Origin of the sequence: Actinoplanes sp. URMC 104 (assembly GCF_051386375.1) — a bacterium.
Lineage (GTDB): Bacteria > Actinomycetota > Actinomycetes > Mycobacteriales > Micromonosporaceae > Actinoplanes.
Map to the genome: position 1 here is coordinate 751,160 of NZ_JBPQTO010000011.1, position 24,832 is coordinate 775,991.

Genomic DNA, 24,832 nt, shown 5'->3' on the forward strand with positions numbered 1-24,832 from the left:
TAAGCGCTTTCCTGCATACGGATCGCCGAGTCGGCGTGGGTGGCCGGTTCGCAGCCCGGACGGTTGCGGACCCGAGACAACGGTTCGTAGTGGCAGCGCCCGGTATGCGACAAGGAGCGAGAAACCGTGAAACGATCAGCAAAACGCGCCCTCGTGGCGCTGGCGACGGGCGCCACCGGCGCGGCCATCGTGGCGGCACTGCCGCTGCCCCAGGCCAGCGCGGCGGCGGTCGGCACCGCGACCGGATACGCCTCGCAGAACGGCGGCACCACGGGCGGCAACGGCGGAGCGACCGTCCGCGCCACCACCGGCACCCAGATCCACCAGGCCCTCTGCAGCCGGGCCAGCAGCAGCACGCCGATCACGATCGAGGTCTCCGGCACGATCAACCACGGCAACACGACCAAGGTGTCGGGCGACAGCTGCAACACCGCGGCCGACCGGATCGAGCTCAAGCAGATCAGCAACGTCACGATCATCGGTGTGGGCGGCGGCGCGGTCTTCGACCAGCTCGGCATCCACATCCGCGACTCGAGCAACATCATCATCCAGAACGTGACCGTGCGGAACGTCAAGAAGTCGGGCTCGCCGCTGTCCAACGGCGGTGACGCCATCGGCATGGAGAGCACGGTGCGCAACGTCTGGGTCGACCACGTCACGCTCGAGGCGTCGGGCGGCGAGGCGGAGGGTTACGACGGCCTGTTCGACATGAAGGACGACACCCAGTACGTCACCCTGTCGTACAGCGTCCTGCGGAACTCCGGCCGTGGCGGGCTCATCGGCTCCAGCGAGAGCGACACCGGCAACAGCTTCATCACGTTCCACCACAACCGCTACGAGAACATCGACTCCCGTACGCCGTTGCTGCGCGGCGGCGTCGCGCACATCTTCAACAACTACTACTACAGCCTGAACGAATCGGGCATCAACTCGCGCGCCGGCGCCCGCGCCAAGGTGGAGAACAACTACTTCGAGGACTCCAAGGACGTGCTCGGCACGTTCTACACCGACCAGGCCGGCTACTGGGAGGTGGCGGGCAACATCCTCGACAACGTCACCTGGTCGGCGCCGGGCGAGGACACCAATCCGGCCGGGCCCAACCTCACGTCGACCACGAGCGTGAGCATCCCGTACGCGTACCGCCTCGACGGCGCGGCCTGTGTGCCCGACGTCGTGCGTCAGACCGCGGGCGCCAACACCGGCATCCGCACGTCCACCGGCAACTGCTCGACGACCGGCCCGACGACCCCCACGCCCACGACGCCCACCCCGACGACGCCCGGCCCGACCACGCCCACCCCGACGCCGACCCAGCCGAGCGGCACCAACCTGAGCCTCAGCGCGGGCGCGGACGGCTCGAGCAAGGCGAGCGGCACCAGCTACGGCAACGTCAAGGACGGCAACGCGAGCACCTACTGGGCCCCGAACGCCGCCACCGGCTCGATCTCAGTCAAGTGGGGCTCGGCCACCACGGTGTCGCGCATCAACATCCGTACGGCCTCGGGCGGCGGCACGATCGGCGCCTACCGCGTGCTGAACGCCGACACCGGCGCCGTGCTCAAGACCGGCAGCGGCGCGGGCGTCATCACGTTCACGCCCACCTCGCTCAAGAAGATCACCTTCGAGATCACGAGCGCGACGGCCGCCCCGCGGATCGCCGAGTTCGAGACGTACGCCTCCTGACCGGCAGGGGTGGCCCTGTCCGGGGTCACCCCTCCCCCAGCACCCGCCGCACCACCTCGTAGACCCGCTCCACCCCGATGCCGTGCTTGCGCGCGATCGCCTCGACGTCGTACCCCTCGCCGTACTCGGCCACGATGACGTCGTCGTCCGTGACCTCGTCCTCCCACCCCGAAGCCCCGTACGCGGGCGGCGGCGCGTAGTACTCGGGAGCCGCCGGCGCATAGGCGGGCGGCGCCGGATACGGCCCCGGCGGCGCATAAGGACCCGCAGCAGGCGGCGAATAGGGATCCGCGGCGGGCGGCGCGTAGGCGGGCGGCGGCCACACCGGCGCGGCAGGCAGCCCGGGGCCGGACGCCTGGGCGCCGCCGAGCTCGAGCCGCACCACGGCAAAGACCTCGTCGACGGTGAGGCCGTACCGCGCGGCGATCGCCTCCACCTCGTACCCGTCGCCGAAGTCCGCCACGACGCGGTCGCTCACGCTCTGCTGTGCCTCATCGCCGTTCGCCGCCACAGCGTCACGCTACCCCTGCGCAGGTGGGAGGGCGGCGAGCACCTTCTCCAGCGCCGCGGCGACGGAACGGGACTCGGCGGCCGTCATGCGGGCGGTGAAGAGCCGCTGGATCGCGTCGAGGTAGACGGGCGCGGCCGCGCGCAGGCGTTTGCGGCCGGCGTCGGTGATGACCGCGTACGCGGAACGCTTGTCGTCGGGGTTGGACTCGCGGCTCACCAGGCCGGCGGCGACGAGCTGGTCGACCACCCGGCTGACCCGCGTGCGGCTGACCACCGCCGCCTCGCCCAGCTCGCCCATGCTGAGCCGCCGGCCGGGCGCGGAGTTCAGCTCGAGCAGCACGTCGTACCAGGTCAGCGGCAGGCCGCAGCGCGCCTGCAACTCGCGGTCCATGCGCGGGACCAGGGCGGCGTGCACGCGCAGCAGGGCGGCCCAGGCGGCCACGTCGGTGTCGCTCATCACCCGACCCTACCCAACTCTTGTGCGTGCGCACGCATCGGCGTAAGAATGTGCGTGCGCACGCAAATCAACGAAGGAGTCGCCGTGAACCAGGTACTGCACATCTCCGCCTCGCCCCGCGGCCCGCGCTCGGAGTCGCTCGCGATCGCCCGCACCTTCCTCGACACGCTCCGCGAGGTCTCCCCGGAAACACCCGTCGAGGAGTACGACCTGTGGGACGGCACCCTGCCCGCGTTCGGGCCCGACGCCGCGGCCGCCAAGATGGCCGTCTTCGCCGGCGAGGAACCGCAGGGCGCCGCCGCGGACGCGTGGAACGCCGCGATCCGCACGTTCCGCCGGTTCGACGCCGCGGACCGCTACGTGTTCAGCGTGCCCATGTGGAACGCCGGGATCCCGTACGTCCTCAAGCAGTTCATCGACGTCGTGAGCCAGCCGGGCATGGTGTTCGGCTTCGACCCCGAGCAGGGCTACCGCGGTCTGCTGCGCGGCAAGCGCGCCGCGGTCATCTACACCAGTGCGGTCTACGGCCCCGGTCGCGGCCCGGCGTTCGGATCCGACTTCCAGGCGCCGTACGTGGAGGACTGGCTGCGCTGGGCCGGCGTGGACGACATCCGGACCGTGCACTTCCGGCCGAACCTCGCGACCGCCGACGCCGACGCGGGCCGCCGCCTCGCCCACGCGCAGGCCCGCGACCTTGCCAAGGTGTTCCTGTGAGGGCCGGGCTGTGGGCGCTGCCGGCGTACGGCGTCCTGCTCGGGCTCGGCACGCTCACGCACCAGCCGCCGGTGGACGACTTCGACGCGTACGCCCGCTACGTGACCACGGACGTGTTCCTGCTGAGCCATCTCGGCGGCAGCGTGTTCGGCGCCGCGCTGGCCATCCTCGGCGCCGCGGCGGTGACCGTCCACCTCGGGTACCGCCGCGGCGCGGTCGTCGGCCTGGTGCTGACCACGGTCGCGAACGTCTTCCTGGCGTCCGCGTTCGGCAGCGCCGCCTTCGTGCAGCCGGGCATCGGCCGCGCGCACCTGGCCGGCGTGCCCGGCATGGCCGCCCTCAACGACGACACGGCGTACGGCCCGGCGCTGTTCGCCACCGCGCTGTCCGCCTCGTTCCTGCTCATGGTGGCCGCGGTGGTGCTGGGGACGGCGATCGCGCGCAGCGACCCCCGGCTGCGGTGGCCCGGGGTCGCGTACGCGGTGCTGATTCCGGTCTTCGTGCTGGCGGGCCAGACGGTGGAGGTCGCGCAGCCTCTCGCGGGGTTCGCGTTCGCCGTGGCCACCGCTGTGCTCGCCGTCCGTCTGCCCTACTTCAGCGCCTCGAGCAGGCGGTCCACCTCGTCCGCGGTGTTGTAGTGGTAGAGGCTGGCGCGCACCGCCCCGCCGGTGGCGCGCAGCCCCGCCGCCTCGAAGTACTCCGCGGCGTAGTAGTCGCCGTGCGAGACGCAGATGCCCTGCTCCCCCAGCCGCCGCGCGGTCTCGGCCGGGTCCTGCCCGTCGACCCGGAACGAGATCGTCGGACACCGGTCGCCGCCCGCGGGCAGCACCGTCACGCCGTCCAGCGCCGACAGCCCCGTCAGCAGCTGGGCGGCCAGCCGGCTCTCGTAGTCCGCGGCCGCCGTCATGCTCGCCAGCAGGCGGCCGCGACGGGAGCCGTCAGCGCCGGACAGCCCCGCCAGGAAGTCGACCGCCGCGGTGATGCCCGCCAGCAACTCGAAGCTCAGCGTGCCGAACTCGAACCGGTCGGGCGCCCCGGCCGGCGACGGCACCAGCTTCGCCGGGTGCAGCGGCTCCCACACGGCCGGGTCGGCCACCACCGCGGCGTAGTGCGGACCCGACCATTTGTACGCGCTGGTCACGTAGAAGTCCGCGCCCAGCGCCGCCACGTCGGTGGGCCGGTGCGCAGTCGCGTGCACCCCGTCCACGTACACCTGGGCGCCCGCCGCGTGCGCGACGTCCGCGATCTCGCGCACCGCCGGCACGGTGCCGATCGCGTTGCTGGCCGCGGTCACCGCCACCAGACGCGTACGGGGCCCGACCAGCTCGCGGTACTGCTCCACCGGAAGCTCCCCGGTCGCCAGGTCGGCCTCCGCCCACCGGACGCTCGCCCCCGCCGCCTCCGCCACCTGCACCCACGGCCGCACGTTGGCGTCGTGGTCGAGCCGCGACACCACCACCTCGTCCCCCGGCCCCCACCCCCGCGACAGCGTCCGCGCCACCAGGTAGGTCAGCGCCGTCGCGCTCGGCCCGAACGCCACCCCCTCCGGCACGCCGCCCACCAGGTCCGCCACCGCCGACCGCGCCGCCGCCACGATCTCCCCGGACCGGCGCGCAGGCTCGTGCGCACTCCCGCGGTTGGACACCGCCGTCCGCATCGCCCCGGCGATCGCCGCGATGACCGGTTCGGCCGGCTGGGTGCCGCCGGCCCCGTCGAACTGCACGAAGCCCTCGGCAAGGGCGGGATAGGCGGACCGGATCCGGGCGACGTCGAGGCTCATGCCCCGAGCCTAGAAGCCGCCGCGTGCGGAAGCTCCCGGTGGCCCTTGATCGGGCCGAGAAGGAGGATGCCGGTGGAGAGGACGAACGCGACGGTCATGACCCAGACGGTGGGACGCAGGCCCAGAACGGTGCCGAGCAGCCCGCCGAGGAAGGCGCCCACCGGGATCGTGCCGTAGTTGATCAGGTGCATGCCCGTCACGACCCGGCCGAGGAGGTGGTGGGGCGTGTAGGTCTGGCGGAAGCTGTCCTTGATGATGTTGCCCGCGACCACCCCCATGCCGACTGCCATGCCTCCCACCATGACCGCAGCGAGCCGCAGGCCCGCGCCCGCGAGCGGGATAAGCAGGGCGAACGGGGCCGCGCCGAGCTGGCACAGCAGCATCCCGCGAGCCGTGCCGAAACGCCGGGCCACCCTGGTGGCGATCAGGGCGCCGAGGACCCCTCCGCCGCTCATGACGGCGACGACGACGCCGACCGTGCCGGGCTGGACGCCGTTCTCCCGCACCAGGAACACGACAAGGATCGACTGGTAGCCCGTCAGCGTGAGGTTCGCCGCGGCGCCGAAGGCGGCCAGGACCCGCAGGTACGGGTCGCGTGCCAGGAATCGCAGCCCCTCGGTGATCTCCGTCAGCAGGGCCCGGCGCGGGCTGCGCGCGGGCCGGCGTGGTTCGCGGTGACGCATGGCGAGCAGGCAGACGGTGGAGATCAGGAACGTGGCCGCGTCGGCGAGCAGGCCGAAGACCGCGCCGGCCAGCTGGGCGATGAGGCCGCCCACGCCCGGGCCGGCGACCTGGGCGGTCGCCTCGCTGCCGTGCAGCTTGGCGTTGCCCTCGGCCAGCCGGTCCGGGCCGAGCAGCGACGGCAGATAGACCTGGTACGCCGTCTCGAAGAACACCGACGCCGCGCCGGCCAGCAACGCCACCGTGAGCAGGTGCCCGATCGTGAGGGCGTCGAGCCAGGCTGCCACCGGCACGCTCGTGAACAGCAGCAGAGCCGCCACGTTGCAGGTGACCATCACCGGGCGGCGCGGGAGCCGGTCGACCCAGACGCCCACGGGCAGGCCGATCAGCAGCCACGGCAGCCAGACGGCGGCCTGCAGCAGAGCGACCTCCAGCGTCGAGGCGTCCAGCGTGCCGACCGCCACCAGCGGCAGCGCGACCGCGGTGATCGCACTGCCGAACTTGCTCGTGGTCTGACCCGCCCAGAACAGCCGGAAGTCCCGGTGCCCGGCGAGCCGTGCCCCTTCCGCTACCGGCGCAGTCACGGCTTGCCCGGCACGCCGTAGGCGAACACGAACACCGGTTGACGTCCGCCCGCATCCGGCGCCTGCCTACGCCGCCACCGCTCCAGCAGCTCGTTGATCTCCTCCCCCAGCTCCCGCAGCTCCTCCGGCGTCAGGTGCAGCCACTGGTCCATCGCGAACGTGCAGTCCCGCCAGCGCTCCTTGTCGTCGTCGCTCGCCGCGAACCACCCCCGGACCTGCCCCACCTGGTGGTCGAGGTTCAACGACTGAGCCGCGTCCGCCACCGCCGCCGTCGCCGGGTCGTCCTGGAAGTCGCTCGTGGACCACCGCACCCCCCGCGAGACGAGCCGCCACCACCGTTCCCGCCGATCCCGCGCCAACTCGGGCGCTTCCTCGATGAGCCCGCACTCCCCCAGCACCCGCAGGTGGTGGCTCACGTTCCCGATCGCCTGCCCCGTGGCGCCCGCCAGCACACTGGCCGTGGCCGGCCCATGCACCTTCAACACATCCATCAGCCGCCGCCGCAACGGATGCGCCATCGCAGCCAACACCCGAGAGTCACTGACCTTGCGCACTTCATCCGCCGTCATAACCGCACCCTCACATGCACAAGATCTGTTGCGCAAGAGTCATTGTGCAATTGGTCGGTATAAGGGACTTAAGCCGTGCCGAGTTTCAGCGGTCGGAGCGGCAAACTGCGGGCACGTAGTGCGGCGCTGGCGCCTGGCGCCTGGCGGCTGGGGGCTACGGCTGGCGGAGAAAGTTGCCGGGGCAGCGGCCGGACACTGAGCCAGGATCGCGGACGCCGGCTTGCACCGGGAGCTACCTTGCGGCCGGGGCGCTGCTCGCGGCCGGGACGCTGCTCGCGGCCGGGGGGTGCTGCTCGCGGCCGGGGCGCTGCTCGCGGCCGGGGGTGCTGCTCGCGGCCGGGGAGCTGCCTTGCGGCCGGGGGTGCTGCTCGCGGCCGGGGCGCCTCTAACGGCCAGGTGCTGCTGGCGGCCGGGCGCTGCTGGCGGCCGGGACGCTGCTGGCGGCCGGGACGCTGCTGGCGGCCGGGTGCTGCTGACGGCCGGGACGCTGCTGACGGCCAGCGGCTGGTCGCCGCGAAGGCGACCTTTGGGTAGCGGTTGGCGGCTCCCGGCCGAAGTTGCGTGCGGTAGGGCTGCGGTGACGACTGCGGAGGCAGCTGCGAGCGGCGGCTGAAACTGCACAGGGTGGGGCTGAGGCTAGACCCGGCTGGGATGGGCCGATCGCTGAGGTTGCGCTGACGGCGGGGCTAGCGACTGGAACTGCGCTGGGTCGGGCTGGACTCGGGCTGAGATGAAGCTGGCGGCTGAAGTTGCACTTGCGGCGAGGCTGAGGGCGCGGCTGGCGACTGAAGTTGCACTGGCGGCGCGGCTGAGGGGTGGGATTGGCAGCTGAACTGCGCTGGGAGCCGGCTGGCTCGACTGGGATCCGGCTGGCTTGACTGAGATCCGGCTGGCTCGACTGAGATCCGGCTGGCTCGACTGAGATCCGGCTGGCTCGACTGAGATCCGGCTGGCTCGACTGAGATCCGGCTGGCTCTACTGGGATCCGGCTGGCTCTACTGGGATCCGGCTGGCTCTACTGGGATCCGGCTGGCTCTATTGGGATCCGGCTGGCTACTGGAATCCGGCTGGCTCTACTGGGACCGGGCTGGACTCGAGTGGGATCGGGCTACTGACTGAAGCTGCACTGGCGGCTGCGCTGAGGCTGAGGACTGAGACTGCGCTGGGGTAGAGGCGAACTCAGCTGGGATGGGGTGCGGCTGGAGTCGCGCTGGAGGCGAGACTGAGGTGGGGCTAGGGACTGGAGCTGCGCTGGGGTTGAGCTGAATCTGGGCTGGGATGGGGCTGGTGGCTGAAGTTGCACCGGTGATGAGCTGAAGGGTGGGCTGGCGACTGAAGCGCTATGGCTGAGGCCGCACTTCGCGGCTGTAGCGTCGGCAGCAGTCACGGATAGTGGCTAGGCCTGCGGCTGACGGTAGGCCGCGCCAGCGGCGGCCGGGGCTGCAACTATGGCCGGGGCTGGAACTATGGCCAGGGCTGCAACTACGGCCGGGGCTGCAACTACGGCCGGGGCTGCAACTACGGCCGGGGCTGCGCGGCGCCTGCCGGCGGCACTGCGCTGAGTGCTGCGACCGGGTACGGCTGGCCGCCGGGCTGCGGCTGGCGGTTGGTTCTTCGGCTACGGCCAGCCGCTCGGGCATCACTGTGGCGGCAGGCTGCCGTGGCTGCTGGGGCCGCAGCTGGAACGGCGAGCGGTTCGCTGACAGGGGCCAACGCGCCGATGGTCGCAAGTGGCGAGCCGGATGGCTGCTCACCGCGGTCTGAAGGCCGACCCCCCACCAGGCGCGCAGCGCCGACCGTGACCGGCGAGGTTCGTCACCTCAGCCACCTACTTAGCTCGGCCTGCCCGACCTGTCTCTCCCACCGGAACCACAGCGCGGCAGCCAGACCACCCACCGCAAGGGGACCGCCGCCTCAGCCAGGCACCCAGCAGCGAGCAACCACCACCCCACGGTGACGGACCACCATGCAAGGTCAGGGGGCGGGTGACCACTGACGGCAATAAGACGCCCCACCGCCGTCAGTGGTCACCCGCCCCCTGACCGTCCCAGCGCAAGCAAGCCCACCCACTAACCGTCCCAGCGCAAGCAAACCCACCCACTAACTGTCCCAGCGCAAGGAAGCCCACCCCCTGACCGTCCCAGCGCAAGCGAACCCACCCACTGACCGTCCCAAGCGCAAGGCGGCCCCGGGAGCCGAGAGACCCCCGGGGCAATGACTCAGGCGAGAGCCCGCCGAAGGGCATCCAGCCGCAAGCCCCAGATCCGCTTCGACAACGCAGCCTCAGCGGCGAACGTCTCAGCAGCGTGATAGCTACCGGGATGCACATGCAGCTCGGTAGGAACCCCCGCCGCCATGAGGCGCTGGGCGAAAGCGATGTCCTCGTCGCGGAAGAGGTCCACGGTGCCGACGTCGATGAACGCCGGTGGGAGGCCGGAGAGGTCCGTGGCGCGCGTCGGGGCGGCGTACTGGTCGGCGGGCTTGCCGCCCAGGTACCAGGCCCACGCCTCGAGGTTGCCGGCCCGGTCCCAGATGCCGATGTCGACGATCTCGGAGCTGGACGGCGTCGTGTTGGTGTCGTCGATCATCGGGTAGATCGGCATCATGTACTTCAGCGCCGGGCCGCCGCGGTCGCGGGCCAGCAGGGCGGTGGCGATGGTCAGGCCGCCGCCCGCGCTGGCTCCGTAGATGGCCAGGCGGTCCGGGTCGAAGCCGAGCTCGCTGGCGTTCTTCGCCGTCCAGACCAGCCCCGCGTAGCAGTCCTCGACCGGGGCGGGGTGCGGGTGCTCGGGCGACAGGCGGTACTCGACGGACACCACGAGCGCGCCGACCTGGTCGCACAGCAGGGTGGCGTTGGCGTCTTCGCCTTCGACGCTGCCGAGGATCATGCCGCCGCCGTGGATGTAGAAGATGCCGGGCAGCGTGCCGGTGGCATTCACAGGGCGGTAGATCCGTACGGTGATGTCCGGCTCGCCCTCGGGGCCGGGAACCGTGCGGTCCTGTTTGCGGACGTTGGGGTTGTCGGGCACCTCGATGCCGCTGAGCATGGCCTCGACGGTCGCGCGGCGCTGCACGATGTCGGGGACCGCGTTGAAGCCGCCCGGCATGGCCTCGAGCAGCTGGTCGAGCGGGACGCGTACCTCGGGGTCGATCAGTTCACGGCGGGACATCCGTACCTCCACGATAGTTAGGCAGCCACTGAGAAGCCCTCGTAGCCCTTCGCGGCCACGTCGTCGCACTTCTTGCGGTACTCCCCCACGCCGCCGCAGTACGGCATGAAGACGCGGGTCTTGCCGGGCACGTTCGCGCCCATGTACCAGGAGTTGGCTCGCGGATAGAGGGTGTAGCTCGCGAGCAGGTTCACGTGGTCGACCCATTCGTCCTGGGCGGCCGGCGTGGGCTCGATGGTGCGCAGGCCCCGGTGGTCGAGGTGGGCGATGGCGTCGGCGACCCAGTCGACGTGCTGCTCGATCGACACGATCATGTTGGACAGCACGGACGGGCTGCCCGGACCGGTGATCATGAACAGGTTGGGGAAGCCGGCCGAGCCGATGCCGAGGTACGTACGCGGTCCGGCGCTCCACGTCTCCTTGAGCGACAGCCCGTCGCGCCCGCGGATGTCGACGTTGGTCAGCGCGCCGGTCATCGCGTCGAAGCCGGTCGCGTAGACGATGACGTCGAACTCGTACTCCCGCTCCGCGGTGCGGATGCCCTTCTCCGTGACCTCGACCAGCGGGGTGCGCTGCAGGTTCACCAGGTGCACGTCCGGCTTGTTGAACGTCTCGAAGTAGCCGGTGTCGAGGCAGGGCCGCTTGGTGCCGAACGGGTACTCCGGGCACAGGTCGTCGGCGGTCTGCTCGTCCCGCACGATCTCGTGGATCTTGCGGTGGATCCACCGCTTGCAGGTGTCGTTGGCCTCCTGGCTGGTGGCCAGGTCGGTGTACGTGGACAGCAGGTTGACCAGGCTGCCGCTCTCCCACGCCTCCTCGAACGTCTTGTCGCGCTCGGCGTCGGACACCTCGAGCGCCGACTTGGTCGGGACGACGACGGGCACGCCCGCGCCGGACTCCTTCTGCTGCTGCCGGTACGCGCGGTAGTTGGCGCGCATCTCGGCGACCTCGTCGTCGCGCAGCGGGCGGTTGCGGGCCGGCAGCGAGTACGAGGGGGTGCGCTGGAAGACGGTCAGCTCCGCGGCCTGCTCGGCGATCACCGGGATCGACTGCACGCCGGAGGAGCCCGTACCGATGATCCCGACCCGCAGCCCGGTGAAGTCGACCTGCTCGTGCGGCCAGCGCGAGGTCTGGTACGAGGTGCCCTTGAACGTCTCGATGCCGGGGATCTCGGGCAGCTTCGGCGCGGACAGGCAGCCGGTCGCCATGATGAGGAACCGGGCCGTGACCGCGTCCTCGTGCTCGGTGCGGACCAGCCACGTACGGTCGTCCTCGTTCCACGTCGCGCCGGAGACGCGCGTGCGGAAGACGATGTCCTTGCGCAGGTCGAAGCGGTCGGCGACGTGGTTGGCGTACTTGAGGATCTCGGGCTGCGTGGGGTAGCGCTTCTGCCAGGGGTACTCCTGCTCGAGGTCTTCGGAGAAGGAGTACGAGTAGGCGAGGCTCTCGACGTCGACGCGGGCGCCCGGGTAGCGGTTCCAGTACCAGGTGCCGCCGACGCCGGTGCCGGCCTCGAACACGACGGCGGTCAGGCCCTGCAGGCGCAGCTTGTGCAGCAGGTACATCCCGGAGAAGCCGGCGCCGACGATGACGGCGTCCACGCTCGGCGGGACGGTGCGATCGGATTGCTGTGCGGGTACGGACATGGGCGTACTCCTGAGCGGATCGGAGGCGGTCGCCGGCTCGGAGGCTGCGGCTCGACCGGAGGGACGTCACCAACGGTGACCGGTTCGTGACGTAGCCCACACCGTAGAATGCATTCTGCATTGGGTCAATGTTTCGGCGATGTTTCGTTCTCGCTGCGAAAGACCCGACGAATGCGGCCCCACCTGCGGCGGAGATCAAGGGCATTCACGCGCTTGAGTGGCATAGGTACGGTTCGGTCCGTGCCCGTCATCAACGAACCACGCTCGCTGCGGGCCGTCGGGCTCGGTCAGGTGGTGCGCGGCGGCCGCCGCACGCTCGACGACGTCTCCCTCACCGTGCGGGCCGGCGAGCTGGTGGCGGTGATCGGCGCGAGCGGCGCCGGCAAGACCACGCTGCTGGAGGCGCTGGCCGGGGTGCGCCCGCCGGCCGAGGGCGAGGTGCTCTTCTCGGGGACGCCCGGCCCGATCGGGTACGTCCCGCAGGACGACATCATCCACCAGCAGCTGCCGCTGGCCCGGACGCTGCGGTACGCCGCCCGGCTGCGCGGCGCGCCGGAACAGCGCGTCGACGAGGTCCTCGAGGTCCTGCGGCTCACCGGCCGCGCGGACACCCCGGTCGGCTCGCTCAGCGGCGGCGAGCGCAAGCGGGCCAGCATCGCGGTGGAGCTGCTGGCCCGGCCGTCCGCGCTGTTCCTCGACGAGCCGACCTCCGGGCTGGACCCGGCGTCCGCGGCGGACCTGCTCGCGCTGCTGCGCCGGCTCGCGGCCGACGGGGTGCCGGTGGTGCTGACCACGCACAACCCGGCCGACGTGCAGCGGTGCGACACCGCGGTGGTGCTCGCGCCGGGTGGGCGCCTGGTCTACGCGGGCCCGGCCCGGGACACCGCCGCCCACTTCGGCGCTGACGACATCGCCGGCATCTACGGACGGCTCGACGGGGCCCCGACCTTCGAGCACGACGCCGGTGGCACCGGGCTGCCCGGCGGCGCGACCACGCCGGCGCGCCGGCCCGCACCCCGCCAGACGCTGCTGCTCACCCGGCGCAACCTGGCCGTCCTGGTGGCCAACCGGCTGACCCTGGCCATCCTCGCCGGGTCGCCGCTGGCGATCCTGGCGATGTTCCTGATGCTGTTCAAGGCCGGGGCGTTCGAGCGGCCGGACCCGTCGACCACCGTGATGATCCTGTTCTGGATCGCCTTCGGGGTGTTCTTCTTCGGGCTGACCTACGGGTTGCTGCAGATCTGCACCGAGCTGGCGATCCTGCGCCGGGAGGTGTTCGCGGGGCTGCGGCTCGGGCCCTACCTGGCGGCGAAGGTGATCCTGCTGCTGCCGCTGCTCGCCGTGGTCGACCTGCTCCTGCTGGGCGTGCTGCGCGCGCTGGACCGGTTGCCGGCGCTGGCCGCTGCGGACTTCGGCGCGGTGTATGTGACCACCTTGCTCGCGTCGGCCTGCGCCCTGGCGCTCGGCCTGCTCTGCTCGGCGAGCGTGTCCGACGTGGCGCAGGCCGGCCTGCTGCTGCCGATGCTCTGCTTCCCGCAGGTGCTGTTCGTCGGCGCGATCCTGCCGGTGCCGCAGATGGCCGCGGTCGGCCGGTGGATGAGCTACGCGATGTCGAACCGGTGGTCGTTCGAGGCCCTGGGCCACAGCACCGGGCTGGAGGCGCTGTGGCGCGACGGGGGCTCGCCGCTGGGGCCGCCGCTGCTGGCGACGTACGGCGACAGCTTCTCGCGCCCGGTGTTGGTCGACTGGCTGATCCTCGGCGGGATGACCGCGGTCTTCCTGGCCGCGACGTGGGGGGTGCTGCGCCGCCGTGCCTGAGCTCGACGACCTGCGCGCCACCGAGTACGCCCACCTGGGCGACGAGGTCTACCTGGACTACACCGGCGCCGGCGTGTACGCGCAAGCGCAGCTGCACGCCCACCGCGAGCGGCTGGCGGGCCGCGCCTACGGCAACCCGCACTCGGAGAACCCGGCGTCGGTGGCCAGCACCGAGCTGGTCGAGTCGGCGCGCCGGGCGGTGCTGCGGTTCCTCAACGCCGACCCGGACGAGTACGCGGTGATCTTCACGGCGAACGCGACCGGCGCGTGCCGGCTGGTCGGGGAGGCGTACCCGTTCGGGCGCCGCCGCGGCCTGGTGATGACGTCCGACAACCACAACTCGGTGAACGGGATCCGGGAGTTCGCCCGCCGGGCCCGCGCCCGCCGGCGCTACGTGCCGTTGACCCCGCCCGAGCTGCGCATCCCCGATGCCTCGATCGGGACCGCGCTGCGCGGGCGCGGGTTGTTCGCGTTTCCGGCGCAGAGCAACTTCACCGGCGTCCGGCATCCGCTGCGCTGGGTGGACCGGGCCCGGCGGGCGGGGTACGACGTGCTGCTCGACGTCGCCGCGTACCTGAGCGTCAACGACCTGGACCTGTCCGCGGTCACACCCGACTTCGTGCCGATCAGCTGGTACAAGGTGCTCGGCTACCCGACCGGCGTGGGCAGCCTGGTCGCCCGCCGCGAGGCGCTGGCGCGGCTGCGCCGGCCGTGGTTCGCCGGCGGCACGATCGCCGCGGTGAGCGTGGGCACGGAATGGCACCAGCTCGCCCCGGACGAGACCGCGTTCGAGGACGGCACGCTCAACTTCCTGAGCATCCCGGACGTCGAGTTCGGCCTGGAGTGGCTGACGAAGATCGGCCGGGAGCGGGTCCGCTCCCGGGTGGGCGAGCTGACCGGCCTGCTGCTGGACCGGCTCGCCGCGATGCGGCACGGCAACGGCACCCCGATGGTGCGCGTCTACGGCCCGGCCGGCACCCGCGACCGGGGTGGCACGATCGCGTTCAACCTGCTCGCCCCGGACGGCCGCATCGTCGACGAGCGCCTGGTGGCGGCGGAGGCCGCGGCCGGCGGGGTGAGCCTGCGGACCGGCTGCTTCTGCAACCCGGGCGCCGGCGAGGGGGCCTTCGCGATCGGCCGGGGGCAGCTGCGCGGCTCGTCGCGCTGGGGGCTGCGCACGATCGACGAGTACCTGGAGCGGATCGGGCTGCCCAGCGGCGGCGCGATCCGCGTGTCGTTCGGGGTGGCCTCCACCCACGGCGACGTGCACCGGCTGCTCGACTTCCTCACCGCGACCTACCGCGACCGGCGGGCCGACACCACCGGGCTGGCCCCGAGGGTGCGCTGCTGACCGGCCGGCGCTCAGGCCTCGCGGCGGCCCGGCGTGATCAGCCCGGTCTCGTACGCGGTGACCACCACCTGGGCGCGGCTGGACAGGTCGAGTTTGGACATCAGCCGGGTGAGGTGGGTCTTCACGGTGGCCTCGCTGACGACCAGGGCGGCGGCGATCGCGGCGTTGGAGCGGCCGGTGCCGACCAGGCGGAGGATCTCGGTCTCGCGGGCGGTCAGCGGGGACAGCGCGGGCAGGGCGCGTCCCGGGCGGGCCGGGGGCACGAACGCCTCGACCAGACGGCGGGTGACGGCGGGGGCGAGCAGCGTGTCATCCTCGGCGACGGTCCGGATCGCGGCCAGCAGGCGTTCGGGCTCGGTCTCCTTGAGCAGGAAGCCGCTCGCCCCGGCACGCAGCGCGGCGTAGATGTACTCGTCCAGGTCGAAGGTGGTCAGCACGAGCACGCGCGGCGGCGACGGGCGGCACCGGGCGAGGATGCGGGCCGTCGCCTCGGTGCCGTCGACGCCGGGCATGCGGATGTCCATGAGCACGACCCGCGGCCGCAGCCGGACCGCGAGCTCGACCGCCTCCTCGCCGTCGACGGCCTCCCCGACGACCTCGAAGCCCGGCGCCGCGCGGATCAGGGCGGCGAGACCGGCACGGACGAGCACCTGGTCGTCGACGACGAGCACGCTGATCATGCGGCGGGGTCGTCTCCCTCCTCGCGCGCGGGCGCTGCGGGCAGTGGCAGGACGAGCCGGACCTCGAACCCTCCCCCGGGCCGTGGCGCAGCGGCGAGCGTACCGCCGTAGAGCAAGGCCCGTTCCCTCATGCCGATCAGTCCCTGCCCCGTACGCCCCCCGGCCGCGGCAGCCGGGGCCCGCGCACCGTCGTCACGGACGGTCGCGGTGAGCTCGGCGTCGCCGTAGCGCAACGTGATCGACGCGGTGGCGGGGGCCGCGTGCTTGAGCACGTTGGTGAGGCTCTCCTGCACGATCCGGTGCACGCACAGGTCCATGCCGGACGGCAGCGGGCGCGGCTCGCCGGCGACCTCGACCTCGACGGGCACCCCGGCGGCGCGGACCCGCTGCGCCAGCGCCAGGATGCCGGGCAGCCCGGGCGCGGGGTCGTCGGCGGCCGGGTCGTCGCCCTCGCCGGCGCGCAGCAGGGCCAGCACGCGGCGCATCTCGTCGAGCGCCTCGGCGCTGGTGGTCAGCACGGTGCTCAGTGCGGTCTCGGCCGTGGCGGGGTCGGCGCGCAGCACGTACCGCGCCAGACCGGCCTGCACCGACACCACGGACATGTGGTGGGCGACCACGTCGTGCAGTTCGCGGGCGATGCGCAGGCGTTCCGCGGTGACCGCCCGGCGGGCCCGTTCCTCGCGGTCGCGGGCCAGCCGCGCGTTGGCGAGCGCCAGCTGCTTGGCGCCGTCGCCGACCATGCCGACCACGGCGGGCACGGCCAGCCCGGTCAGCACCACACCGGCCGGCGAGGCGAAGTGGGTGGCGAGGCCGCTGACGATCCAGATGCCGCTGCCCAGGGCGCAGGAACAGACCGCGAGCCACCGCGGCTGGGTCGCGGCCACGGTGAACAGGGCCAGCAGCGGGCCGTACGTGGTGACGACCGGGCTGTAGCCGAGCGCGATCTGCCCGATCCAGAAGGAGCAGCAGACCAGCAGGACGGCGACGGGCGCGCGCCGGCGTACCGCGGTGGGCAAAGTGGCGAGCGCGGTGAGCAGCACGGCGGTGAGGTCGAACGGCCGCCACCGGCCCGTCGCGTCGTCCAGCCCCTGCAGGACGCCGACCGCCGCGAGCCCGCACGCCAGCAGGGCGTCCACCCCCTGCGGCCACCGGACGGCACGCCACCCCATCGGCGCACCATAGCCTCGGCCGGCGCCGCTGTCGTCAACCGAGCGGTGCAGCCGCGTACCGCAGGAGTCTTCATCCCGGCGCACCACGACACGGCAGCGACACTGCTCGATAGTCGGCAGCATGAGACGACTTCTGCTCGTACCCGTCCTGATCCTCGCGACCGTGCTGGGGTTCGCCCCGCCGGCGCACGCGGCGCCCGCGCCACCGTTCCCGCTGCACGGGCACTGCACGGTGGCCGGCCGGCTGTTCCTGTTCACCGCCTTCATCCGCTACACCGACGAAGCGTCCTCGAAGTACGTGATCCACCGCGTCTCCTGGAGCACGCAGCCGTCCTTCAAGCCGTCGCAGCTGGGCGTCTACATCCGCAAGAACAGCGGCGGCAACACGCGGGTGCAGGTCTGGGGCGGCACGACCGGCTCGCTGCGCGACGTCGGCGCCACCGGCGACACGGGTTCGCCGTGGGGCACGACGCAGTACTCCGTGAACACCAACCGGGGCGTCTTCGCCCGGGTGTACCTGAACCCGGACGCCACCTGCGCCATCCCCGTGATGAGCGTGTAGCCGGCACGTACGACGCCCGGGTCTCGGGGGTACCCGGGCGTCATGCCGCCGAGATATGAGAACTATGACCGGGTTGCCGTGGTGACCGGCTCGGACTCGGGCATCGGGGAGGCCATCGCGGTGGCGCCGGCCCGGGCCGGACACGACGTCGGATCACGTGGCGCTCCGACGAGAAGGGCGCCGGGACCACCGCGAGCACGCGCCGCGGGTGGGCTCCGGCGCGTACTGCGCGGCGAAGGGCGGCCTCGGACTGCCTGCATAGTTCGGCGGCGGCCGGGTACTGGGCCGCCGCCCACCTATGCAGAAGGAGCCGAGGATGACCAGCCCTGCCACCGGGGACGTCGTCGACGTCCTGACCAGCGACCACCGCGACGTCACCGCGCTGATCGGCGAGATCTGGACGATCCGCGACCCGATGATCCGCCGCGACCTGACCGACACCGCCATCAGCGAGCTGGTGCGCCACGCGGTCGCCGAGGAGATGTACGTCTACCCGGCCATGAAGAAGTACCTGCCGGACGGCGAGAAGGCGGTCGAGCACGACGTCGAGGAGCACAAGGAGCTCGAGGAGGCCATGAAGCGCCTCGAGGACGTCGACGTCAGCAGCCCCGAGTTCGACGAGGCGCTGCGCAAGCTCGAGACCATCCTGGCCGACCACGTGCAGGACGAGGAGAACGACCAGTTCCCCGAGCTGCGCCGCGTCATCCCGCGCGAGGAGCTGGTCGAGCTGGCCGGCAAGGTCGAGACCGCCAAGAAGCTGGCCCCGACCCGCCCGCACCCGAGCGCCCCCAACAACGAGCTGTTCCACAAGCTCGTCGGCCCCGGCGTCGGCCTGGTCGACCGGCTGCGCGACAAGCTCACCGGCCGCGCCACCAAGTAGCGCGGGCTCAGGCCGCCTGGAACGAGCGGCGCGACAGGCCGACCGAGTAGCCGTCCAGCTTCGTGAGCACCGGGGCGGCCGGGTCGGTGGCCGCGCCCAGCGTGACGAACAGCGGCGTGAAGTGCTCGACCGTGGGGTGGGAGAACGGCATGCCCGGGGCGGCGCTGCGGAAGCGCGCCAGCTCCGCCACGTCGCCACGGTCGAGCGCCTCCGCCGCCCACGCGTCGAACTCGGCGGACCAGCCGGGCACCCGGTTGTGCGTGAACATCTCGCGGGTGAGGAACGGCAGCCCGTGGGTCATGTGGCCGGAGCCGACGACCAGGACGCCCTGCTCGCGCAGCGGCCGCAGGCGGGCGCCGAGGGCGAGCAGCCGGTCCGGGTCCTCGGTGGGCAGGCTGAGCTGGAGCACCGGCACGTCCGCCGCCGGGTACATGATCTTCAGCGGCACCCAGGCGCCGTGGTCGAGCCCGCGCCGGCCGTGCTCGTGCACCCGCTCGGCGTCCGGCATCATCGCCGTGACCTGCCGGGCGAGCTCGCCGGAATCCGGGGTGTCGTAGCGGAACGTGTAGTACAGCGGGTCGAACCCGCCGAAGTCGTAGACCAGCTCGTCGGGCCGGGTGGCGCTGATCGCCAGCGGCGCCGACTCCCAGTGGGCGCTGACCACGAGGACGGCGCGGGGCTTGGGCAGCGACCGGGCCCAGGAGCGCAGCGGGTCGAGCCATTGCGGGTTCTCGAACGGCATCGGCCCGCCGCCGTGGCTGACGTAGAGGCTGGGCAGCGGCCCGTCGGCGGGCGTCCACTCGCGGTGCGGCTCCTCGGCCGCCACCTTGCGCAGGTGCGCCGCGAACGGGTGCGCGGCCGGAATGCGGGCGTCCGCCACCGCAGTGGTGCTGGTCATGTCGATACTCCCGGCGTTTAGTTGAAGCCTCAAGCACCTCCCACGATACGCCGGAAACTTGTTTCGTCAACCATTCGTTCGCTCACCCGACATGGGGGGCGGATCGGTCAGAGGTCGGGCATGCCGTCGCCGAGGTCGGGGAGCCAGCCCTGCAGGCACTCGTCGGGCAGCAGGAACCAGCGGAGCTTCTCGAAGGCGGCGGGCAGCCCCGCCCCCGCGCCGTCGATCGGGTCGGGGCGCGACGCCAGGAGGGACCGGGCCTCGGACAGGTAGCCGGGCAGGGCGCCCTCGCCGGCCGTGGCGGGTGGCGGGGGCTGGGTCACGGAGCCGTCGGGGTGCAGGCGCAGGTCGGACAGGGCGGGCAGGGTGCGGTCGGCGGCGACGTGGCGCCACTGGCCCGTACGCGGGTGGAAACGGTAGTCGGGCAGCAGGCGGGCGCCGTGGGCGGCGATCAGGCTGACGGCGTCGAGCAGGTAATCGGCTGCCGTGTCGCTGAGGAAGTAGGCGAAGTTCAGCCGCGCCCAGCCGGGCTTGACGCCCTCCCAGCCGGCCTCGATCTCGTGCTCGAAGCGGTGCGAGAGCTCGGCGCCGATGCCGAGCAGGCGATGCCCGTACGGGCCGGCGCAGGAACAGCCGCCGCGCGCCTGGATGCCGAACAGGTCGTTGAGCAGCGTCACCACGAAGTTGTGGTGCAGGTGCCGCGCGCCGGCGCGGATCTGGAACGACACGATCGGCAGGCGCGGCGCGTCGAGATCGCCGAGGATCTCGATGCGGTCGTCGGCGGCCCAGCGGTCGCGGGCGCGCTGCCACAGCCGGTGCTCGCGGGCGGCGATCACGTCGGCGCCGACCGCCTCCTTCACCGCGAACACCAGCCCGGCGCGGATCGACTCGACGATCGCGGGGGTGCCGCCCTCCTCGCGGGCGACCGGGTCGTCGAGGTAGCGGTGGCTGTCGGGGTCGACGAACGCCACGGTGCCGCCGCCGGGCACGGTGGGCACCCGGTTGACCAGCAGGCGCCGGCCGACGACCAGCACGCCGGGGGTCTGCGGGCCGCCGGGGAACTTGTGCGGCGACAGGAAGACCGCGTCCTTGCCGGCCATGCTGATCGGCAGGTACGGGCCGCCGGCCGCGTAGTCCCAGAGCGACAGCGCGCCGTGCTCGCGCAGCAGCGCCGAGATCGCCGCCACGTCGGTGAGCAGGCCCGTGACGTTCGAGGCGGCGCTGAAACTGCCGATCTTCAAGGGCCTTCCGGCGTACGCCCGGAGGGCCGCGGCGAGGTCGTCGAGGTCGGGGTGCCCGCGGCCGTCGCTGCCGATCTCCACCACGTCGGCGATCGACTCGCGCCAGGGCAGCACGTTGGAGTGGTGCTCGTAGGGGCCGACGAACACGACCGGGCGCTCGGCGGCGGGGATGCGCTGTGTCAGCGCGTACCGGTCGTCGAGGTTCTCGGGAACGCGCAGACCGAGCAGCGCGACGAGCTTGTTGACCGCCGCGGTGGAGCCGGAGCCGCAGAACAGCACCACGTCGTCCGGGCCGCCGCCGACCGCCCGGTGGATCGTCGCGCGGGCCTGTTCGCGCAGCGCGCCGGTGCGCGCGCCGGTGGCCGAGGCCTCGGTGTGCGTGTTGGCGTAGCCGGTCAGCACCGTCCGGCGGATGTAGTCCTCGACGAAGTCCAGCGCCTGCCCGGACGCGGTCTGGTCGGCGTAGGTCACGCGGCGCGGCCCGTACGGCCCGTCGAGCACCACCCCCGCGCCGATCGAGCCGTCCCGCAACCTCTGCAACATCGGTGTGTCCATGGTTCCCTCACAGCACTTTTGGCACCCTGACAACCTGTCCCGCTCAACCGGTGACCACGGCACCCGGGCGAGCCTAGCCTGGGCTCATGCCGTACGTCGCCGCCCGTGACGGCCGCCAGAACCGCGGCCCCGCCAACCGGGCACCCAGCGTTCCGGACAGTCTCGACGACCTGCACGGTCACAGCGTCGGGCAGCTCGAGCTGCCCCGGCGCATGGCCCCCGGGCACCGCAGCCGCCGCATCCTCGACCTGGAGGATCCGGCCCAGGTGCGCCAGGCCTATCAGACCGTACTGTGCCAGGCCGCCGACTGCTGTGAGATCAACGACCTGCTGAACCCGGGTGTGCTGCGCCGGATCTGGCGGCATCTGCACCTGCCGGCGAAGGTCCGCGACGAATGGGAGAAGCAGCATCCGTCGCTGGCCAGCCGGGCGACCGGCGAGCAGGCGCCCACGATGGACGCTGCCGAGCTCGCGGCGGCCCGGCTGGGCGGCGACGGCTTCCGCCGGGCGCCGCGCCGGATGCCCGGCGCGCAGCCCGCCGGCGCGCGGGCGATCGCGGCACCCCGGACCGGGCCGCCGCGCTGATTCCGCCGCCGTTCAGCCGGGCAGCGGGCTCGCGTGGTCGCCGCCGAACCTGCCGGGGAGACCACGGCCGCCATCGCGGTCTCTCCGGCACCCGCGGCCCCATGCGCCCGCACCCACGGGTGAACGGCGTATCAGCGTGAGCGTCACGCGGGCACCCTGCGAAACCGCTGCAGCACCACCTGGGTGTCGTCGTCCACGGTGAACCCCGGGTCGCCCAGCCATCCTCGATGGTCCGGCCCGTGCCAGAACTCCTCGTGCGCGGCCCGCCAGGCCGCGAGCGAGTCGTGGCCCTCGCCCTCGGCGCGGGCGTGGCCGAGGTCGACGTCGGCGAGCCGGCACACCCGCACCTCGGTGATCTCGATGACCGCGACCGGACGGCCGGCGGAGTCGATCACAGCCGCCCGCGCGCCCGCGACGGGCAGCGGCTCGCCGTCGATCTCGTAGTCCTGGAGCAGCCCGGTGGTGGTGGTCTTGGTGCCGTCGAGGACGGCCGCGACCAGCTTGTCGCGCAGCGCGCCGGGAAAGGCGAACTCGAACGACGGCAGGTCCGGGACCGCCAGGCGCATCACCTCGGCCGCCACTGCCGCCGGGGCGTGCAGCATGTGCAGGTGGTCGCCGGCCAGCACGCTGACCGGCCAGCCGCGGGCCGCCGCGTCCGCGCGCTCCTCGGCGTAGGTGTCGCCGAAGGACAGGTACGCCGCGGGAAGCGCGTCCCAGCCGTCGGGCGCCTCGACCCGCGCGCTCAGATAGGCGAACGGCACGCGGCGCTGCTCCGCCGCCACGAGCGCGCGGACGTGGTCGTCCGGGAACAGCCCGGCCACGTCCTCCTCGGGCCACCACTGCGTCCACGGCGGCAGCTTCCCGTCCGCGTCCACCGACTCGCGCAGCGCCTCCCGCAGCCCGTCCGGCGCGACCGGCACGGAGCCGCGGCCCGGCGGCAGCACCGCGTCCACGAACACGGCGCCGCGCACCGGGCGTCGCACGCTGATCGCCGGCACGTACAGCCCGGCGTTGCTGTGCGGCACGAGCAGCAGGTCACCGTCCGGCAGTTGCTCCTCGAACCGGGCGAGCACCACGGCCGGGTCGGCCGCCGCGGGGTCGGGTGGCGCGGGCACCGTCACCGCACAGCCGACGTCGTCGCGCAGGGCCCGGGCGACCGGCTCCCACACGGCCGGGCCGAGGAACGGGCTGGGGAGCAGAACCACAGTGAACGGCATGCCCCCTTCCTAGCAGTCAGGCGGCCAGCAGCTCGAGCGTGTCGATGACGCGGTGCGAGAAGCCCCACTCGTTGTCGTACCAGGCGACCACCTTGACGTGGCGGCCGTCGACGCGGGTGAGCGCCGAGTCGAAGATGGACGACGCCGGGTTGCCGACGATGTCCGACGACACCAGCGGGTCCTCGGAGTACTCGAGGATGCCGGCCAGCGGGCCCGAGGCGGCGGCGCGGTAGGCGGCCAGGACCTCGTCGCGGGTGACGTCGCGCGCGACGACGGTGTTGAGCTCGACCAGCGAGCCGACCGGGACGGGCACGCGGATCGAGTCGCCGGACAGCTTGCCGTCGAGGCGGGGCAGCACCTGGCCGATCGCCTTGGCGGCGCCGGTGGTGGTGGGCACGATGTTGACGGCGGCGGCGCGCGCCCGGCGGGGGTCGCGGTGCGGGCCGTCCTGCAGGTTCTGCTCCTGGGTGTAGGCGTGCACCGTCGTCATGAAGCCGTGCTCGATGCCGGCGAGGTCGTCGAGCACCGAGGCGAGCGGGGCCAGCGCGTTGGTCGTGCAGGAGGCGTTCGAGACGACGGTGTGCGCCGCGGGGTCGTACGCGGCATGGTTGACGCCGTAGGCGAGCGTCGCGTCGGCGCCGTCCGAGGGGGCGCCCACGAGCACCTTGCGCGCGCCGGCCTCGAGGTGGGCGCGGGCCTTGGCCGCGGCGGTGAGCCGGCCGGTGGCCTCGAGCACGATCTCGACGCCGAGCTCGCGCCACGGCAGCGCGGCCGGGTCGGGCGACGAGAGCACCTTGATGCGGTGGCCGTCCACGAGCAGGTCGTCGCCCTCGACGCTCACGGGGCGGCCGAGGCGGCCCGCGGCGGTGTCGAAGGCGAGCAGGCGGGCGAGGGTGGCCGGCCCGGTGAGGTCGTTGACGGCGACGACCTCCAGCTTGCTGTCGCGCTCGAGCAGAGCCCGCAGCACGTTGCGTCCGATGCGGCCGAATCCGTTGATGGCGATGCGAGTCATGCCTCCAGGCTCGCGTCGACGGCGGCGGCGAAACAGTGGCGGGCGCGCCACCGTTCACAAGGATCACGCCACGAACGTCCGGCGGTACTGGCTCGGCGTCGTGCCCAGGATGCGCTGGAAGTGCAGGCGCAGGTTCGCGCCCGTGCCGAGCCCGACCCGCGCGGCGATCTGCTCCACCGACAGCGCGGACCGCTCGAGCAGCTCGCGGGCCAGGTCGATGCGGGCCCGCATCACCCACTGCATCGGCGTGTGGCCGGTGTCCTCGGCGAAACGGCGGGAGAACGTGCGGGGCGAGACGGCCGCGTGCCGGGCGAGGATCTCGAGGGTGAGCGGCTTGTCGAGCCGGTGCAGCGCCCACTCGCGGGTGGCCGCGAAGCGCGCGCCCAGCGGCTCCGGCACGCTGCGGGGCACGTACTGGGCCTGGCCGCCGCTGCGGTAGGGCGCCGCCACGAGCCGGCGGGCCGCGTGGTTGGACGCGGCGATGCCGAGGTCGCCGCGCAGAATGTGCAGGCACAGGTCGATGCCGGACGCTGCGCCGGCCGAGGTCAGCACGCTGCCCTCGTCGACGAACAGCACGTTCTCGTCGACCTGGACGCGGGGATGCTTGAGCGCCAGCTGCCGGGTGTAGTGCCAGTGGGTGGTGGCGCGCTTGCCGTCGAGCAGCCCGGTGGCCGCGAGCGCGAACGCGCCGGTGGAGATGGCCGCGAGCCGCGCGCCCCGCTCGTGCGCCTCGACCAGGCGGGCGACGACCGTGGGCGGCGGGTCCTCGCGGTCGGGGAAGCGGTAGCCGGGCAGGAACACGATGTCGGCCCAGTCGAGCGCGTCCAGGCCGTCGGCCACGTGGTAGGACAGCCCGTCGCCGCCGGTCACGAGCCCCGGCGCGGCGCCGCAGACCCGCACCTCGTACGGCATGCTGGCCCGCGTCGTGAAGACCTGGGCCGGGATGCCCACGTCGAGCGGCTTGGCGCCCTCGAGCACGAGCACGGCGACACGGTGGAGGCGAGGCGGCGGCACGGCACCAAGGGTAAGCATCAATGTCGGCGGCGGCGGGATTCCCGGCGGTGACCCGGG

The 24,832-nt window shown here is 72.7% G+C and carries 22 protein-coding genes; 8 read left to right on the forward strand and 14 right to left on the reverse strand.

All coding sequences use genetic code 11. The features are described 5' to 3' along the window. Nucleotides 1-126: 126 nt before the first annotated feature. Nucleotides 127-1,683, forward strand: coding sequence for a pectate lyase family protein (locus ACSNN8_RS29355; protein WP_436653079.1), 1,557 nt, complete (start codon nucleotides 127-129; stop codon nucleotides 1,681-1,683). A gap of 25 nt (nucleotides 1,684-1,708) precedes the next feature. Here ACSNN8_RS29355 and ACSNN8_RS29360 read toward each other — a convergent pair whose 3' ends face one another. Both ACSNN8_RS29360 and ACSNN8_RS29365 read right to left on the reverse strand, forming a co-directional pair. Then, nucleotides 1,709-2,194 (reverse strand): hypothetical protein, encoded by a 486-nt coding sequence (locus tag ACSNN8_RS29360; RefSeq protein ID WP_436653081.1) that lies wholly within the window; start codon nucleotides 2,192-2,194, stop codon nucleotides 1,709-1,711. A gap of 9 nt (nucleotides 2,195-2,203) precedes the next feature. Beyond that, entirely contained in the window at nucleotides 2,204-2,650 is a 447-nt protein-coding gene (locus ACSNN8_RS29365) for a MarR family winged helix-turn-helix transcriptional regulator (protein ID WP_436653082.1), read from the reverse strand. An 84-nt stretch (nucleotides 2,651-2,734) separates the two neighbouring features. Here ACSNN8_RS29365 and ACSNN8_RS29370 point away from each other — a divergent pair, with 84 nt between their 5' ends. Next, a complete protein-coding gene (locus ACSNN8_RS29370; RefSeq protein ID WP_436653083.1) occupies nucleotides 2,735-3,364 on the forward strand; it encodes an FMN-dependent NADH-azoreductase in 630 nt (209 codons plus the stop codon). Further along, entirely contained in the window at nucleotides 3,361-4,002 is a 642-nt protein-coding gene (locus ACSNN8_RS29375; RefSeq protein ID WP_436653085.1) for a hypothetical protein, read from the forward strand. Before ACSNN8_RS29370 ends, ACSNN8_RS29375 begins: the two co-directional genes overlap by 4 nt. On the opposite strand, the gene ACSNN8_RS29380 is transcribed toward ACSNN8_RS29375, so the two are convergent. The 5 genes from ACSNN8_RS29380 to ACSNN8_RS29400 form a co-directional block, all read right to left on the reverse strand. Beyond that, nucleotides 3,954-5,144, reverse strand: coding sequence for a cysteine desulfurase-like protein (locus tag ACSNN8_RS29380; protein ID WP_436653087.1), 1,191 nt, complete (start codon nucleotides 5,142-5,144; stop codon nucleotides 3,954-3,956). The genes ACSNN8_RS29375 and ACSNN8_RS29380 overlap by 49 nt on opposite strands. After that, nucleotides 5,141-6,409, reverse strand: a complete 1,269-nt coding sequence (locus ACSNN8_RS29385) for an MFS transporter (RefSeq protein WP_436653089.1) — start codon at nucleotides 6,407-6,409, stop codon at nucleotides 5,141-5,143. The genes ACSNN8_RS29380 and ACSNN8_RS29385 overlap by 4 nt, the downstream gene beginning before the upstream one ends. Then, nucleotides 6,406-6,978 carry an ArsR/SmtB family transcription factor gene (locus ACSNN8_RS29390; RefSeq protein WP_436653090.1) on the reverse strand — a complete coding sequence of 191 codons (573 nt, stop codon included), beginning with the start codon at nucleotides 6,976-6,978 and terminating at the stop codon, nucleotides 6,406-6,408. Before ACSNN8_RS29390 ends, ACSNN8_RS29385 begins: the two co-directional genes overlap by 4 nt. Before the next feature lie 2,219 nt (nucleotides 6,979-9,197). Beyond that, nucleotides 9,198-10,148, reverse strand: coding sequence for an alpha/beta hydrolase (locus ACSNN8_RS29395; protein WP_436653092.1), 951 nt, complete (start codon nucleotides 10,146-10,148; stop codon nucleotides 9,198-9,200). Nucleotides 10,149-10,165: 17 nt separating this feature from the next. Then, nucleotides 10,166-11,794, reverse strand: a complete 1,629-nt coding sequence (locus tag ACSNN8_RS29400; RefSeq protein WP_436653094.1) for a flavin-containing monooxygenase — start codon at nucleotides 11,792-11,794, stop codon at nucleotides 10,166-10,168. Nucleotides 11,795-12,034: 240 nt separating this feature from the next. Between ACSNN8_RS29400 and ACSNN8_RS29405 the strand changes: the two genes are divergently transcribed. After that, nucleotides 12,035-13,612: an ATP-binding cassette domain-containing protein gene (locus ACSNN8_RS29405; RefSeq protein WP_436653096.1), complete on the forward strand. Its 1,578-nt coding sequence runs from the start codon at nucleotides 12,035-12,037 to the stop codon at nucleotides 13,610-13,612. After that, complete coding sequence (locus ACSNN8_RS29410; protein ID WP_436653098.1) at nucleotides 13,605-14,963, forward strand: aminotransferase class V-fold PLP-dependent enzyme; 1,359 nt, start codon at nucleotides 13,605-13,607, stop codon at nucleotides 14,961-14,963. The genes ACSNN8_RS29405 and ACSNN8_RS29410 overlap by 8 nt, the downstream gene beginning before the upstream one ends. A gap of 11 nt (nucleotides 14,964-14,974) precedes the next feature. Here the strand turns inward: ACSNN8_RS29410 and ACSNN8_RS29415 are convergent, their stop codons facing one another. Then, nucleotides 14,975-15,643: a response regulator gene (locus ACSNN8_RS29415; RefSeq protein ID WP_436653100.1), complete on the reverse strand. Its 669-nt coding sequence runs from the start codon at nucleotides 15,641-15,643 to the stop codon at nucleotides 14,975-14,977. Next, nucleotides 15,640-16,812, reverse strand: coding sequence for a sensor histidine kinase (locus ACSNN8_RS29420; RefSeq protein WP_436653102.1), 1,173 nt, complete (start codon nucleotides 16,810-16,812; stop codon nucleotides 15,640-15,642). The genes ACSNN8_RS29415 and ACSNN8_RS29420 overlap by 4 nt, the downstream gene beginning before the upstream one ends. A 121-nt stretch (nucleotides 16,813-16,933) precedes the next feature. Between ACSNN8_RS29420 and ACSNN8_RS29425 the strand changes: the two genes are divergently transcribed. Together ACSNN8_RS29425 and ACSNN8_RS29430 are read left to right on the forward strand one after the other, a co-directional pair. Then, nucleotides 16,934-17,374, forward strand: coding sequence for a hypothetical protein (locus ACSNN8_RS29425; protein ID WP_436653104.1), 441 nt, complete (start codon nucleotides 16,934-16,936; stop codon nucleotides 17,372-17,374). Nucleotides 17,375-17,690: 316 nt separating this feature from the next. Continuing rightward, the gene (locus ACSNN8_RS29430; RefSeq protein WP_436653105.1) at nucleotides 17,691-18,254 is read left to right on the forward strand and encodes a hemerythrin domain-containing protein; all 564 of its coding nucleotides are present in this window, start codon (nucleotides 17,691-17,693) and stop codon (nucleotides 18,252-18,254) included. Between the two features lie 7 nt (nucleotides 18,255-18,261). Here the strand turns inward: ACSNN8_RS29430 and ACSNN8_RS29435 are convergent, their stop codons facing one another. Further along, the gene (locus tag ACSNN8_RS29435) at nucleotides 18,262-19,152 is read right to left on the reverse strand and encodes a dioxygenase family protein (protein ID WP_436653106.1); all 891 of its coding nucleotides are present in this window, start codon (nucleotides 19,150-19,152) and stop codon (nucleotides 18,262-18,264) included. A gap of 107 nt (nucleotides 19,153-19,259) precedes the next feature. Next, complete coding sequence (locus ACSNN8_RS29440; protein WP_436653107.1) at nucleotides 19,260-20,936, reverse strand: aminotransferase class V-fold PLP-dependent enzyme; 1,677 nt, start codon at nucleotides 20,934-20,936, stop codon at nucleotides 19,260-19,262. A 98-nt stretch (nucleotides 20,937-21,034) separates the two neighbouring features. Here ACSNN8_RS29440 and ACSNN8_RS29445 point away from each other — a divergent pair, with 98 nt between their 5' ends. Next, nucleotides 21,035-21,532, forward strand: a complete 498-nt coding sequence (locus ACSNN8_RS29445) for a hypothetical protein (RefSeq protein ID WP_436653109.1) — start codon at nucleotides 21,035-21,037, stop codon at nucleotides 21,530-21,532. Between the two features lie 143 nt (nucleotides 21,533-21,675). On the opposite strand, the gene ACSNN8_RS29450 is transcribed toward ACSNN8_RS29445, so the two are convergent. The 3 genes from ACSNN8_RS29450 to ACSNN8_RS29460 form a co-directional block, all read right to left on the reverse strand. After that, a complete protein-coding gene (locus ACSNN8_RS29450; protein ID WP_436655449.1) occupies nucleotides 21,676-22,098 on the reverse strand; it encodes an ASCH domain-containing protein in 423 nt (140 codons plus the stop codon). Nucleotides 22,099-22,765: 667 nt separating this feature from the next. Then, entirely contained in the window at nucleotides 22,766-23,761 is a 996-nt protein-coding gene (gene gap, locus ACSNN8_RS29455) for a type I glyceraldehyde-3-phosphate dehydrogenase (protein WP_436653110.1), read from the reverse strand. A 63-nt stretch (nucleotides 23,762-23,824) separates the two neighbouring features. Further along, the gene (locus tag ACSNN8_RS29460) at nucleotides 23,825-24,745 is read right to left on the reverse strand and encodes a GlxA family transcriptional regulator (protein WP_436653112.1); all 921 of its coding nucleotides are present in this window, start codon (nucleotides 24,743-24,745) and stop codon (nucleotides 23,825-23,827) included. Nucleotides 24,746-24,832: the final 87 nt, after the last annotated feature.